The organism is Bradyrhizobium sp. CCBAU 051011 (genome assembly GCF_009930815.1).
Taxonomy (GTDB): domain Bacteria; phylum Pseudomonadota; class Alphaproteobacteria; order Rhizobiales; family Xanthobacteraceae; genus Bradyrhizobium.
Genome location: NZ_CP022222.1, coordinates 2,360,614 through 2,374,373, shown reverse-complemented (window position 1 = coordinate 2,374,373; position 13,760 = coordinate 2,360,614). Strand labels below are relative to the sequence as shown.

Sequence of the window (13,760 nt, the reverse complement as noted above, 5' to 3'; positions counted from 1 at the left end):
AGCCATGGCGTAAGCCGGTTTTTGAAACAGGAAGACAGCCATGGCGGGGGCGGAACGGCGCCGGGGAGATCGAGTCGTATTCGAGCGCGGCTTTGCAGCGCACATGATGGGAATCGACGGCACCTGGCGGCGTGATTGCGTGATGGAAGACGTCTCCGAGACCGGCGCCAAGCTGACGGTCGAAGGTTCGGTCGAGGGTCTGCATCTGAAGGAATTCTTCCTGCTGCTGTCGTCCACCGGGCTGGCCTATCGGCGCTGCGAACTGGCCTGGGTCAATGGCGACCAGATCGGCGTCAATTTCCTGAAACAGGGCGACAAGAAAAAGAAGGCGGCCAAGCGCGGGGCCGAGGACGCCGAAGCCTGAGTTTGGACAGCGCCTGTGGCCGTCGTACGGCCGTCATGTGCGGCCACTAAGGCCTCATGGTTGCTGGTTCAAGCGAATCGCCGTGGTATGCTCCGCGGCGTGATTTGATGGTTCGAGAAGCTCCGAAAATGTCCGTTACGCCCACCAAAGCCATGGTCCTTGCCGCCGGTCTCGGCTTGCGCATGCGCCCGCTGACCGACCACATGCCGAAGCCGCTGGTGAGCGTGGCCGGCCAGCCACTGCTCGATCACGTGCTCGACAAGCTCGCCGGAGCCGGTGTCGCCGAAGCCGTGGTCAACGTGCACTATCTGCCCGACCAGATCATCCGGCACACCGCGGGCCGCAAGCGTCCCCGTATCATCATTTCCGACGAGCGCGACGAGGTGCTCGGCACCGGCGGCGCGGTGGTTAAGGCGCTGCCGCTGCTCGGCACGGAGCCGTTCTTCCACCTCAACGCCGACACGATGTGGATCGATGGCGTGCGGCCCAATCTGGAGCGGCTCGCCGAAACCTTCGACCCCGCACGGATGGATATCCTGCTGTTGATGGCGCCGACCACGAGCAGCATCGGCTATGCCGGCCGCGGCGACTACGCCATGCTGCCGGACGGCGCGCTGCGCAAGCGGCGCGAACATCAGGTGGTCCCGTTCGTCTATGCCGGTGCAGCGATCATGTCGCCGTCGCTGTTTGCGGACGCACCCACTGGCGAGTTCTCGCTGACCAGGATGTTCGACCGCGCCAACGAGCAGGAGCGGCTGTTCGGGCTGCGGCTCGATGGCGTCTGGATGCACGTCGGAACCCCCGACGCGGTGCAGGCCGCGGAAGAAGCGTTTTTGGAAAGCGTGGCCTGATCCTGCGCTGGACCGGGGTTCGAACCGATCCGCCGTCGGCGGGACGCATCCGCGATGCGTGCCCGGGAACGCCGTCCGCCGCAAGGCTCAGACAAAAATCTCGAAAACAACCCCATGCAAAGTAGAATGGGCCCGGATGGCAGTGAGTAGCGGGGACGCCGCCCTCACCCGCATGACCTCTCCCTCATCGCTGCCTATATTGGCGCCTGACCTCGAATCAGGAAGCTCATGCGCATTTTCAGCGTTCCCCTCTCCGTGCCGTTCCTGCGCACCGTCATCGCGGCGCTGGTCGACGGCCGGCTGGTTGGGGGATTCGAGGCGCGCAAGGATCCGCTCAATCTCGCGCGCGCGACGCTTTATCTGCCGACCCGGCGCGCCGGGCGGCTGGCGCGGGAGATCTTTCTCGATGAGCTGAAGACCGATGCCGCGATCCTGCCGCGCATCGTGGCGCTCGGCGACATCGACGAGGACGAGCTGGCGTTTGCGGAAGGCTCCGAACAATTCAGCGGCGTGGCGCCGCTCGACATTCCGCCACGGCTCGGTGAGTTGGAGCGCCGACTGACGCTGGCGCATCTGGTGGCGGCCTGGGCCAAGAGCCCGGTGTCGGCGCCGCTCGTGGTCGGCGGCCCGGCCTCGACGCTGGCGCTGGCCGGCGATCTGGCGCGGCTGATGGACGACATGGTGACGCGCGGCGTCGCCTGGGAAGCGCTCGACAGGCTGGTGCCCGACCAGTTCGACAAATACTGGCAGCATTCGCTGGAGTTCCTGCGCATCGCGCGCAAGGCATGGCCGGAGCATTTGAAGGAAATCGGCAGGATCGAACCCGCCGAACGCCGCGACCGCCTGATCGAGGCGGAAGCTGCGCGCCTGACCGCGTATCATGAAGGACCCATAGTTGCCGCAGGTTCGACGGGTTCGATGCCCGCGACCGCGAAATTCCTCACAGCCGTGGCGGGCCTCAAACATGGCGCGGTGGTGCTGCCCGGGCTCGACACCGATCTCGACGAGGAGGCCTGGCAGACGATCGGCGGCATCCGGGACGCGCAGGGCAAGTTCACCACCCAGCCCTCCTCGAACCATCCGCAATTCGCGATGCAGGGATTGCTGGATCGTTTTGGCATCAAGCGGAGCGACGTCGAAATACTGGGCACGCCGGCACAACAGGGCCGCGAGGTGCTGATGTCGGAGACGATGCGGCCGTCGACGGCGACCGAGCAATGGCATGATCGGCTGGCGCAGCCGGATGTATCGCAACGGATCGCCGCCGGCATGACGAAGCTGGCCGTCGTCGAGGCGCCCAGCTCGGAGATGGAAGCGCTGGCGATTGCGGTAGCGATGCGCGAGGCGCGGCACCTCAACAAATCGGCGGCGCTGGTGACGCCGGATCGCGCGCTGGCGCGGCGGGTGATGGCGGCGCTGAGGCGCTGGAATCTTGAATTTGACGATTCCGGCGGTGACGCGCTGATGGACACGCCGAGCGGCATTTTTGCGCGCCTCGCCGCGGAAGCCGTCGCCAAGGGACTGGAACCGCCGACGCTGCTGGCGCTATTGAAGCATCCGCTGTTCCGGCTAGGCGGCGCATCCGGCGCGTTCAGGCACGCCATCGAGACTCTCGAACTGGCGCTGCTGCGCGGCACCCGGCCGCAAGCGGGAACGAGTGGCCTTGCGCGCGACTTCGACCGTTTCCGCGTTGAGCTCGGAAAGCTCCGGCGCAAGGAGACTTCTTCGCTTCACGCTTCCGAGCCGCGCGCAAAATTGAAGGATGACGAACTCGATCAGGCCCAAGCGTTGATCGCATCGCTGCAGAAGGCACTGTCGCCGCTGGAAGTCATGGGCTCGTCAAAGCCGTACGATTTCGCCGAGCTCGCGGTACGCCATCGCGAGATCCTGCTTGCATTGTCGTCAGATCAGAACGGCGTGGCCGTAGCCTTCGAGGAGGCCCAGGGATCGGCGCTGTCAGCGGCGTTCGACGATCTGCTCGCCGAGCAGAAGCCGAGCGGCCTGATGGTCCAGCTCGGCGATTACCCCGAGGTGTTTCAGACCGCCTATGCCGATCGCATGGTGCGACGGCCGGAGCAGGCCGACGCGCAGTTACAGATCTACGGCCAGCTCGAAGCACGGCTCACCGAATCCGACCGCGTCATCCTCGGCGGGCTGGTCGAGGGCGTGTGGCCGCCGGCGCCGCGGGTCGATCCCTGGCTCAGCCGGCCGATGCGCCACGAGCTTGGCCTCGACCTGCCGGAGCGGCGCATCGGCCTCTCCGCGCACGACTTCGCGCAATTATTGGGAATGGACGACGTGATCCTGACCCATTCGGCCAAGGTCGGCGGCGCGCCGGCGGTCGCCTCGCGCTTCCTGCACCGGCTGGAGGCGGTGGCGGGCGAAGCGCGCTGGGAAGAGGCCAGAAGGGCCGGCGATAATTACGTCCGCTTCGCTGCCGAACTCGATCAGCCCGACGCGGTCGAACCGATCGCGCAGCCCGCACCGAAGCCGCCGGTCGAGACGCGGCCGCTCAAACTGTCGGTCACGGCGATCGAGGACTGGCTGCGCGATCCCTATACGATCTACGCGAAATATATTCTGCGGCTCGATCCGCTCGATCCCGTCGACATGCCGCTGTCGGCGGCCGATCGCGGCTCGGCCATCCACGATGCACTCGGCGAATTCACGCAGAAATTTGCCGACACCCTGCCCCCGCAGCCCGCGCTGGTGCTGCGCGGCATCGGCGAGAAATTCTTTGCACCACTGATGGAACGGCCCGAGGCGCGGGCGCTGTGGTGGCCGCGGTTTCAGCGCATCGCCACCTGGTTTGCGGATTGGGAAGAGGCGCGGCGCGAGGACATCGAAAAAATTGCCGCCGAGATCAAAGGCGAGATCAAGATCCCGCTCGACAACGAGCGGATCTTCACCCTGTCGGCGCGCGCCGACCGAATCGAGCAGCGCCATGACGGCAGCTTTGCGATCCTCGATTACAAGACCGGCCAGCCGCCTACGGGTAAGCAGGTGCGGATGGGCCTGTCGCCGCAACTGACGCTGGAGGCCGCGATCCTGCGCGAAGGCGGCTTTGAGAACATCGACGCCGGCTCCTCCGTCGGCGAGCTCGTCTATGTCCGCCTCAGCGGCAACAATCCGCCCGGCGAGCACCGCTCGCTGGAGCTGAAGATCAGGAACAACGATACGCCGCAGCGGCCGGACGAGGCGGCCGACTACGCCCGCGAGCAGCTTGAAGCGCTGATCCGCAAATTCGAAAACGAGGAGACCGCCTACACCTCGCTGAACCTGTCGATGTGGTCGAACCGCTACGGCGCCTATGACGATCTCGCCCGGATCAAGGAATGGTCGGCGGCCGGCGGCCTGGGGATCGAGGAATGGTGAAGGCTCGGCGCATCATCCCCGACGCGGTTCGCGCTACCCAAGCGCGCGCGTCCGATCCGGCAGCTTCCGCTTTCGTTTCGGCGAATGCGGGCTCCGGCAAGACCCATGTGCTGGTGCAGCGGGTGATCCGGCTGCTGCTCGACGGCGTGGCGCCGGAAAAGATCCTCTGCATCACCTTCACCAAAGCAGCCGCCGCCAACATGGCTGAGCGCGTGTTCACCACGCTGGGCCATTGGGTGACGCTCGACGACGACGCACTGGACGCGGCGATCCGCGAGGCCGGCATTCCCCATCCCAGTGTGCGTTTGCGCAAGTCGGCGCGCAAACTGTTCGCCTGCGCGCTGGAGACGCCGGGCGGGCTGAAGGTGCAGACCATCCACGCGCTGTGCACGCGGCTGCTGCAGCAGTTCCCGTTCGAGGCCAACGTGCCGGCGCGCTTCGCCGTGCTCGACGACCGCGACCAGAACGAGATGATGGAGCGCGCCAATCTCGCCGTTTTTCTCGAGGCTTCACGCAATCCCGACAGCGCCACCGGACGCGCACTGATGACGGCGATGGCAAGCGCCGCCGACGTCACCTTCAAGGAAGTGGTGCGCGAGGCCTGTCTCAGCCGCGACCATTTCATGGCCTGGACGGATGCCGCCGGGAGCGCGCAGGCCGCCGCGGCGCAGATTTCGGCGGCGCTCGGCGTCGCTCCCGATGATCGCATCGAGGATGTCGAGCGCGAGATATTGGACGGACCGAACCTGCCGCGATCATGCTGGCAGGAAGTCGCGTCTGCACTGGATAGCGGAAGCAAAACCGATCAGAGCCAGGCCGCACAGCTTCGCGCAGCGTTGATGTTTTCCGGCGCAGCCCAGGTGGAAGAGTATCTCTGCGTGTTTCTCACCGACGCTGACCGCACGCCGCGCAAATCCGTGGTGACGAAGAATTTTGCGCGGGACAATCCAGCCGTTGGACGCTTGTTCGAATCGGAAGCTCGCCGCCTTGGCCCGCTGATCGAACGCCGCCGCGCCGTCGTCGCCCGAGACCGCACCGAGGCCTTGCTCTATATCGCGACCGCGGCGGCCGCGAACTATCGCCGCGAGAAGCAGGAGCGCGGCCTGCTCGACTATGACGACCTGATCGACAAGACGCTGGCCATGCTCGACCGCGTTTCCTCGGGCTGGGTGCATTACAAGCTCGACCGCGGCGTCGACCATGTGCTGATCGACGAGGCGCAGGATACCAGCCCCCGGCAATGGGACATCGTCGCGCACATCATCTCCGAATTCACCTCGGGCGCGGGCGCACGCGACGGCGTGGTCCGAACGGTGTTCGCGGTCGGCGACGAGAAGCAGTCGATCTTTTCGTTCCAGGGCGCGGCCCCGCGCGAGTTCGACCTGCGCCGCCGCGCACTTCAGCGGAAGTTCGAGGGTGCCGGGCTGAAGTTCGACCCAGTATCGTTTACCTATTCGTTCCGCTCGGGACCGGCGATTCTGCATGCGGTCGACCAGGTGTTTCGCGAGCAGGATATCTTTCGCAGCATTCATGCGGTCGATATCGGCAATCCGATCCATCACGCGCTGGCCGACGCTGGCCCGAGCCAGATCGATCTCTGGGAACTCGCGGAAGCCGACGACCGGCAGGACATCGAAGGCTGGCGCGCGCCGTTCGACGGCGTTGCCGCGACCAGCCCCGAAGTGAAGCTGGCCCGGCGCATCCAGGCCGAGATCAAGGCGCTGGTGGCCAGTCGCGCCATGACCGGCAGCAAGGGCGACCGCCGGCCGCTGCGCTATGGCGACATGCTGGTGCTGGTGCGCCGGCGCGGCAACGCGTTCGACGCCGTGATCCAGGCGCTGAAGCATGCCGGCATCCCGGTCGCCGGCGCCGACCGCCTCAAGCTGACCGAGCACATCGCAATCATCGACCTGATGAACCTCGCCGACGCGCTCCTGCTGCCGCAGGACGATCTGGCGCTGGCGGTGGCGCTGAAGAGCCCGCTGTTCGGACTCGACGACGACGACCTGTTCAAGATCGCCTGGCAGCGCAAGGGATCGCTCCGCGCCGCATTGACCGCGCGCGCGCCGACCGACGGCCGCTTACGCGACGCGCTGTGGCGGCTCGAGCAGTGCGAGCGTCGCTTTGCCAGCGAAACGCCGTTTGCGTTCTATGCCTGGCTGCTCGGCGGCGACGGCGGCCGCGCGCAAATCCTGCGGCGGCTCGGACACGAGGCCAACGACGCGCTCGATGAGTTTCTGGAGCTGGCGCTGAACTACGAGCGCAAGGCGCCGGCCTCGCTGCAGGGCTTTATGGCGTGGCTCCGCACGGCCGACCTCGAGGTGAAGCGCGACATGGAGATTTCGCGCGATGAGGTCCGCGTCATGACCGTGCACGGCGCCAAGGGCCTGGAGGCTTCCGTCGTGTTCCTGGTTGATACCACGACCTCGCCTTCGGATACGCAGCGGCTGAAGCTGATCAACCTGCCGGTAGGCAATGCCGATCCGCATGCACCAGGTGTCGTGGTCTGGGCCGGCCGCAAGGCCGAGGATCCGCCGGCCGTCGTCGCGGCCCGCGCGGCGATGATCGGCGATACCGAGGATGAATACCGCCGCCTGCTCTATGTCGCGATGACGCGCGCGGCGGACCGCCTTGTCGTCGGCGGCTGCATGCCCGGCAACATGAAGAGCGTCCGGCCGTTGTCCTGGTACGATCTGATCACCAAGGGGCTCGCCGGTTCCGGATTGCAGCTTCAGGAGATCGAAACGACCGCCGGCCGCGTGAAGCGCTATGCGCGCCCTGAGGAGACTGCGCCATCGGCCGCTCCGGCTGCCACGCCGTCCTCGACGGCGCCGATCGTTCTGCCGAGCTGGCTGCTGACCCCGGCACAGCCTGAAATTTCGCCGGGAAGCCTGCTGCGCCCTTCCGACCCCGCGGACAGCGGGCACCAGCCGGTACGGACGGCCGAATCGCTCATGCAGCGCGCCCGCGCCCTGCAGCGCGGCACGCTGGTCCACCGGCTGCTGCAATCCCTGCCCGACGTCGCCGTCGAACGCCGCCGCGAGGCCGCGCTGGCCTATCTGGCCCGCAATGCCGATGGCTGGACCGCGGAGGAGCGGCAGCAGCTCGCCGAAAGCACGCTGGCCCTGATCGCGGAGGCACGCTTTGCGCCCGTGTTTGCCCCGGGCAGCCGCGCCGAGGTCTCGATCGTCGGGCGGCTGGAGCGGCCGGGCGGGCGTCCGGCGCTGGTGTCCGGGCAGATCGACCGCCTCGTGGTCACGGACAGCGAGGTCCTGATCGTCGATTTCAAGACCAACCATACCCCGCCGAGCCGGCCGGAGGAGGCGCCGCGGGACTATGTCCGCCAGCTCGCGCTGTACCGGGCGGCGCTCGGCAAGCTTTATCCCCAGCTCCCGATCCGCACCGCGCTGCTGTGGACCGAAACCTCTGAATTAATGGAGATTCCGGCCCCCGCGCTGGAGGCCGAGCTGGCATCCATCATCTCGGCGTGACCGCGCTTGACCCGGCAGGATCGCGTTCATAGGTTTGCCACATCATCCCAGGGCGCGATTCTTGACCGCGCCCCTTAATTTCTAACCGAAGAGGTAATTCCGATGGCCGTTGGCAAGGTTTCTGACGCCGATTTCGAAGCCGAAGTGCTCAAGGCCACCGGCCCGGTGGTCGTCGATTTCTGGGCCGAATGGTGCGGCCCCTGTCGCATGATCGCGCCTGCGCTCGACGAGATTTCCGGCGCGATGGGCGACAAGGTCAAGATCGTCAAGCTGAACGTCGACGAGAGCCCGAAGACGGCCTCGAAATACGGCGTGATGTCGATCCCGACCCTGATGATCTTCAAGGGCGGCGAGATGGCCTCCCGTCAGGTCGGCGCCGCGCCGAAGGCCAAGCTGCAGCAATGGATCACCGCGGCGGTCTGATCGTCTCTTTATAGAATTTTTCCGACAACGGCCGGCGAATAGCCGGCCGTTTGCGTTGAGACGGCATGTCTCGCGTAGAAGAATCCCTGAGCCTGCCGTCTGGTAAGGCTCGCCGGAATTCCGCCCCGCTCGCGGCAATGGAAGCGCGCTCGGTCGATGTCATCCCGCGCGGCGCGGAATGGCAGTACGAGCCCAAATGGGACGGCTTTCGCTGCCTGCTATCCCGCCAGGGCGACAAGGTCGACCTCCGGTCCAAGTCGGGGGAGGACCTCGCCCGCTATTTTCCCGAACTGGTTCGCGCCGCGCTGGCGTTGAAAGCCAGCGCCTTTGTGCTCGACGGTGAAATCGTCGTGCCACGCGGCAAAGCGTTTTCGTTCGACGATCTGCTGCAGCGAATTCATCCCGCCGAAAGCCGCGTCAAGAAGCTTTCCCAGGAAACGCCGGCGCTGTTTCTCGCATTCGACCTGCTGGCCTCAGCGACGGACAAGAAACTCGCCGCCTCGCCGCTGCGCGAGCGCCGCCCCGCACTGGAGGCTTTTGCAAAGGCCCAGTTCAAATCCAGTCCGACATTTCGCCTGTCGCCCGTCACCACGAGCTATGCCACCGCGCAAAAATGGCTGAAGCAATCCGGCGGCGGGTCGGACGGCGTGATCGCCAAGCGCATCGACCTGCCCTATCAGGCCGGCAACCGCGACGGCATGCAGAAGATCAAGAAATTCCGCAGCGCCGATTGCGTGGTCGGCGGCTTCCGTTACGCCACCAACAGACTAGCGAACCGCAGGGTTGTCGGCTCCCTGCTGCTTGGTCTCTACGACGACGAGGGAGTCCTGCATCATGTCGGCTTCACCTCCGCCATCAAGCAGGCGGACAAGCCGGCACTGACGGCAAGGTTGGAGCCGCTGATCGCAGCTCCCGGCTTCACCGGCAACGCGCCGGGCGGCCCGAGCCGATGGTCGACCGAGCGTTCGGCGCAGTGGTGTCCCCTGAAGCCGAAACTCGTGATCGAGGTCTGCTACGATCATTTCAGCGGCGAGCGATTCCGCCACGGCACCTCCATCCAGCGCTGGCGGCCCGACAAGGCGCCGCGGCAATGCACCTTCGATCAGCTCAAGCAGAAGGCCGCCGACCCGATGAAGCTGCTGAAGTGAGCGGCCCTATGTCGTGAAGCGGGCGTTGCGCAGGGTTGTGCGACGCACTGTCCCGCGCCCTTTGCGCCACAGCGCAGGAACTCGCCTCCTGATAGGTAGTTCAATGCCTATTGCCCATTGAGGAGGCATTCATGACAAACCCTAGATCGACCGCGCAGATCGCCGGTCACCCAATCCATCCCATGCTCATTCCATTTCCGGTCGCCTGCTTCGTTCTGGCCTTTGTTTCGGATATCGCGTTCTGGCGAACCTCGAACGAGTTCTGGGCCACCGCATCGCTCTGGCTGCTCGGCATCGGCCTGATCATGGCCGCGCTCGCGGCCGTCGTCGGCGTGATCGACCTGATGGGAGACGATCGCATCCGCAATCTCAACGATGCCTGGCTGCACGCCGGCGGCAATGTCGTTGCGGTCCTGATCGAGCTTTACAACTGGTATTCGCGCTACACCGAGGGCACGTCCGCCATCATCCCGACCGGACTGGTGCTGTCGTTCGTCGTCGTGCTGATCCTGCTCTTCACCGGCTGGAAAGGCTGGGAGATGGTCTATCGCGACCATGTCGGTGTGTCCGACGTCGCCGATCAGCCGCGTTGATCGAAACCACGTAGCCCGAGTGAAGCCAACGGGTCGCGCGAATGCGCGCCCGATGACAGGCTCCGCGTAACCCGGGATGTTTCGCTCATTGATGGAGTTGCCCCGGATTGCGCTTCGCTCCATCCGGGCTACAGGGCTACGGGCGTCGGCTATCCGATCCATCCCGTCGCCAGCGCTGACGCGAGTTCGGCCTGACCATTCCGCCGCGCCAGAGCCGCCATCGCCTCGTGATCATACGGCACATGCCGAAACGTCACGCGCCAGACGCCATCGGTGCGTTCGAGGATCGCGTAGCGCGCATCCGGTGTGCCGGCTTCGATGACATGCGGAAAGGGATGGACGTCGCGATAGCCGGGTGAGCCGACGCTGCCGGGATTGACGATCAACCGGCCATCGCGAAGCCTGACCGCGCGCGCAATGTGGGTGTGCGCGCAGAGGATGAGGGATTGCGGGATGCCAAGCGCATGCTGCTCGATCTCATCCAGCGATGACATCCGCACCGTGCCGTCGGGCAAAACCTTTTCCAGCCAATAGATCTCATCGTGCTGGGGCGTGGCGTGACACAGAAAGACCTGATCGCGAAACACTGATGTCTTCGGCACGGCGCGAAACCAATCGAGATGGCGCTTATCGAGTTGCGCATGGGCCGGGCGGTCCCATGATCCCATCTTCTCCGGCGGTCGATCGATCAGATAGCGATCATGATTGCCGAGCACGTGAACGGCATCGAGCGCCATCAACGCGTCCATGGTGCGCCGCGCGTCGAGCGGGCCGCTTGCCATGTCGCCGAGATTGACGATTTCCTTGATGCCCTGCGCGCGGATGTCGGCCAGCACGGCTTCCAGCGCGAGATAGTTTCCGTGCACATCGGCAATGACGGCAAAACGCATATCGATTACAGCTCCGCTGTTCTGTCTCACAATGCAACAACGATGCTGCGGCCACCTACCTCATTTGGGTGAAACCAGCCTGCAACATTATCCTTGTTTCCTATTGCGGAACCCAGGTTCCTACTCGCGGCTTTCAGACACGTTGGTTAGTCTTTGCAAACACCGGGGCTGGCGAATTCCATAAACAATCAATTATTTCTTCCCGGGCGGCCGCTGGAAGCAATTCCAGCGGTCATTTAATTTCTAGCCTGGTGGCGTGCCGTTGATCGCGAGTACATGGCCGGCAAGATAGAGCGAGCCGGTAATCAGAATCCGCGGCGGCACTTCATAGGCGAGACGCGAGAGTGCGTGCAGCGCGGCTTCGACGCTTGCAGCATTTTCCACGCGCATGCCGAGCGCGCGGGCCGCATCCGCCACCCGGTCCGGCGGCATCGCGTTGTCGCGGCCCGGAATCGGCACCGCCATGATGTGGCGCGTGAGACCTGCGAAATTGGCGAGGAACGCGCCGACATCCTTGTTCGCCATCATGCCCGCGATCACCACCAGCGGCCGCGACACCCGCTCTTCGAGATCGCCGAGCGCCGCCGCAGCAACACGGCCGCCTTCGGCATTGTGTCCGCCGTCGAGCCAGATCTCGCAGCCCTTCGGCCCCTGATCGACCAGCGCGCCTGCGACCAGCCGCTGCATCCGCGCCGGCCATTCAGCGCCAACGATGCCGGCCTCGAATGCCGGCATCCCGATCCTGAACGCCTCGATTGCCCGCAGCGTCGCAATCGCAAGACCGGCATTGTCGAACTGATGCCGGCCGAACAGTTTTGGCGCCGCAAGGTCCATCAGGCCGCGCTCGTCCTGATAGACCAGCCGTCCGCGCTCGACGCCGACATGCCATTGCTGGCCTGCCGCATGCAGCGGCGCGCGCATGCGATTGGCCTGCGCCTCGATTACCGACATCGCCTCCACCCCCTGCTCCGCGCAAATCACCGGCGCGCTGCGCTTGATGATGGCGGCCTTTTCACCTGCAATAGCAGTCAGGGATTTACCGAGAAACTCGGTATGGTCCATGCTGACCGGCGTGATGACGGTTGCGACCGGCCGGTCGATGACGTTGGTGGCGTCCAATCTTCCGCCGAGACCGGTTTCCAGCAAGACGACATCGGCGTCATGCTCCGCGAACAGGCAAAACGCCGCCGCGGTTTCCATCTCGAAAATCGTGACCGGCTCGCCTGCGTTGACCTGTTCGCAATGCTCCAGCACCCGGCGCAACTCGGCATCATCGGCCAGCCGTCCGCCGCCGCTCTCGCCGATGCGATAGCATTCGTTGATCCGCACGAGATAAGGTGAAGTGAAGACGTGGACGCGTAGCCCTGCGGCTTCGAGGATCGCGCGCAAGTAGGCGATCGTGGAGCCCTTGCCATTGGTGCCGGCGATATGGATCACCGGCGGCAGCGTCCGCTCGGGATGATCAAGCCGCGCCAGCAGGCGGTGCATGCGATCGAGGCTGAGATCGATGCGCTTTGGATGCAGCGCAGACAGCCGCGCGATCAACTCACCGAGCGGCTGAGGATTGGCGGCCGGCAGGTTCACGCGTGGGGCGCGGCCGGCACGGCTTCCGGCGTCGAGACGATCTGGGCGGGGTCCGTGACCTGCGGCGAAGGCTTGGAGGCTGTTTCAAGCGGCGGCGATTTGGTCAGGATCCGGCACAGCCGCGCCAGCGTCGGACGCATCTCGTGACGATGCACCACCATGTCGATCATGCCGTGGTCGAGCAGATATTCGGCGCGCTGGAATCCTTCCGGCAGCTTCTCGCGGATGGTCTGCTCGATCACGCGCGCGCCGGCGAAGCCGATCAGCGCGCCCGGCTCGGCAATATGGACGTCTCCCAACATGGCATAGGACGCGGTAACGCCGCCGGTGGTCGGATTGGTCAGCACCACGATGTAGGGCAGCTTCGCTTCGCGCAGCATCTGCACGCCGACAGTCGTACGCGGCATCTGCATCAGCGACAGGATGCCTTCCTGCATGCGCGCGCCGCCGGAGGCGGCGAACATGATGAAGGGCGATTTCTTTTCGAGCGCGAGTTCGAGCCCGCGCACGATCGCTTCGCCCGCGGCCATGCCGAGCGAGCCGCCCATGAAATCGAAATCCTGCACCGCGATGACGACGCCGGCGCCTTCCAGCTTGCCGTAGCCGACCTTGATGGCGTCGTTCAGCCCGGTCTTGGCGCGGGCATCCTTGATGCGGTCGACATATTTGCGCTCATCGCGAAACTTGAGCGGATCGGCCGTCACTTCGGGCAGCGCGATGTCGTACCAGGTCTCGTTGTCGAAGATCGACTTCAGCCGCGCCACCGCGCCCATGCGCATGTGGTAGTTCGAGCCGGGGATGACGAACTGGTTGGCCTCGACGTCCTTGTAGAACACGAGCTGTCCGGAATCGGGGCACTTGATCCACAAATTCTCCGGCGTCTCGCGCCGCAGGATGTTGCGGATCTTCGGCCGGACGACGTTGGTGAGCCAATTCATGTTTCGCTCCGAATGCGGTTAACGCATTGACTGGAATATATGGCGGCCTGGCCTGGACCCGGCAAGCCGCTGCCTCCTAGTTTGGCATGATCTTTTTCGGAAA

At 65.1% G+C, this 13,760-nt stretch carries 10 protein-coding genes; 7 read left to right on the top strand and 3 right to left on the bottom strand.

Features of this window, described 5'->3' with window-relative positions:
* The first annotated feature begins 40 nt into the window (after positions 1-40).
* From ACH79_RS11295 to ACH79_RS11265, 7 genes are all read left to right on the top strand, one after another.
* Complete coding sequence (locus ACH79_RS11295; RefSeq protein WP_161851087.1) at positions 41-364, top strand: PilZ domain-containing protein; 324 nt, start codon at positions 41-43, stop codon at positions 362-364.
* Between the two features lie 128 nt (positions 365-492).
* Positions 493-1,215: a nucleotidyltransferase family protein gene (locus ACH79_RS11290; protein WP_161851086.1), complete on the top strand. Its 723-nt coding sequence runs from the start codon at positions 493-495 to the stop codon at positions 1,213-1,215.
* Positions 1,216-1,443: 228 nt separating this feature from the next.
* Positions 1,444-4,590 carry a double-strand break repair protein AddB gene (addB, locus tag ACH79_RS11285; protein WP_161851085.1) on the top strand — a complete coding sequence of 1,049 codons (3,147 nt, stop codon included), beginning with the start codon at positions 1,444-1,446 and terminating at the stop codon, positions 4,588-4,590.
* Positions 4,584-8,081 carry a double-strand break repair helicase AddA gene (gene addA / locus ACH79_RS11280; RefSeq protein WP_371419382.1) on the top strand — a complete coding sequence of 1,166 codons (3,498 nt, stop codon included), beginning with the start codon at positions 4,584-4,586 and terminating at the stop codon, positions 8,079-8,081. The genes addB and addA overlap by 7 nt, the downstream gene beginning before the upstream one ends.
* Positions 8,082-8,183: 102 nt before the next feature.
* Positions 8,184-8,504: a thioredoxin gene (gene trxA / locus ACH79_RS11275; RefSeq protein WP_016847387.1), complete on the top strand. Its 321-nt coding sequence runs from the start codon at positions 8,184-8,186 to the stop codon at positions 8,502-8,504.
* Positions 8,505-8,641: 137 nt separating this feature from the next.
* Positions 8,642-9,652 carry an ATP-dependent DNA ligase gene (locus tag ACH79_RS11270; protein ID WP_161856315.1) on the top strand — a complete coding sequence of 337 codons (1,011 nt, stop codon included), beginning with the start codon at positions 8,642-8,644 and terminating at the stop codon, positions 9,650-9,652.
* Positions 9,653-9,783: 131 nt separating this feature from the next.
* Entirely contained in the window at positions 9,784-10,245 is a 462-nt protein-coding gene (locus ACH79_RS11265; protein WP_161851084.1) for a DUF2231 domain-containing protein, read from the top strand.
* Between the two features lie 149 nt (positions 10,246-10,394).
* On the opposite strand, the gene ACH79_RS11260 is transcribed toward ACH79_RS11265, so the two are convergent.
* The 3 genes from ACH79_RS11260 to accD form a co-directional block, all read right to left on the bottom strand.
* Complete coding sequence (locus tag ACH79_RS11260) at positions 10,395-11,135, bottom strand: metallophosphoesterase (protein WP_161851083.1); 741 nt, start codon at positions 11,133-11,135, stop codon at positions 10,395-10,397.
* 243 nt (positions 11,136-11,378) lie between these two features.
* Entirely contained in the window at positions 11,379-12,719 is a 1,341-nt protein-coding gene (locus ACH79_RS11255) for a folylpolyglutamate synthase/dihydrofolate synthase family protein (RefSeq protein ID WP_161851082.1), read from the bottom strand.
* Positions 12,716-13,657: an acetyl-CoA carboxylase, carboxyltransferase subunit beta gene (accD, locus tag ACH79_RS11250; protein WP_161851081.1), complete on the bottom strand. Its 942-nt coding sequence runs from the start codon at positions 13,655-13,657 to the stop codon at positions 12,716-12,718. The genes ACH79_RS11255 and accD overlap by 4 nt, the downstream gene beginning before the upstream one ends.
* Between the last annotated feature and the right edge of the window lie 103 nt (positions 13,658-13,760).

Bases quoted from the DNA above. Each gene is read 5' to 3' on its own strand.
- addA (WP_371419382.1), top strand. From the start codon at position 4,584: ATGGTGAAGGCTCGGCGCATCATCCCCGACGCGGTTCGCGCTACCCAA.
- ACH79_RS11265 (WP_161851084.1), top strand. From the start codon at position 9,784: ATGACAAACCCTAGATCGACCGCGCAGATCGCCGGTCACCCAATCCAT.
- ACH79_RS11295 (WP_161851087.1), top strand. From the start codon at position 41: ATGGCGGGGGCGGAACGGCGCCGGGGAGATCGAGTCGTATTCGAGCGC.
- ACH79_RS11270 (WP_161856315.1), top strand. From the start codon at position 8,642: ATGGAAGCGCGCTCGGTCGATGTCATCCCGCGCGGCGCGGAATGGCAG.
- ACH79_RS11260 (WP_161851083.1), bottom strand. From the start codon at position 11,135: ATGCGTTTTGCCGTCATTGCCGATGTGCACGGAAACTATCTCGCGCTG.
- addB (WP_161851085.1), top strand. From the start codon at position 1,444: ATGCGCATTTTCAGCGTTCCCCTCTCCGTGCCGTTCCTGCGCACCGTC.
- accD (WP_161851081.1), bottom strand. From the start codon at position 13,657: ATGAATTGGCTCACCAACGTCGTCCGGCCGAAGATCCGCAACATCCTG.
- trxA (WP_016847387.1), top strand. From the start codon at position 8,184: ATGGCCGTTGGCAAGGTTTCTGACGCCGATTTCGAAGCCGAAGTGCTC.
- ACH79_RS11290 (WP_161851086.1), top strand. From the start codon at position 493: ATGTCCGTTACGCCCACCAAAGCCATGGTCCTTGCCGCCGGTCTCGGC.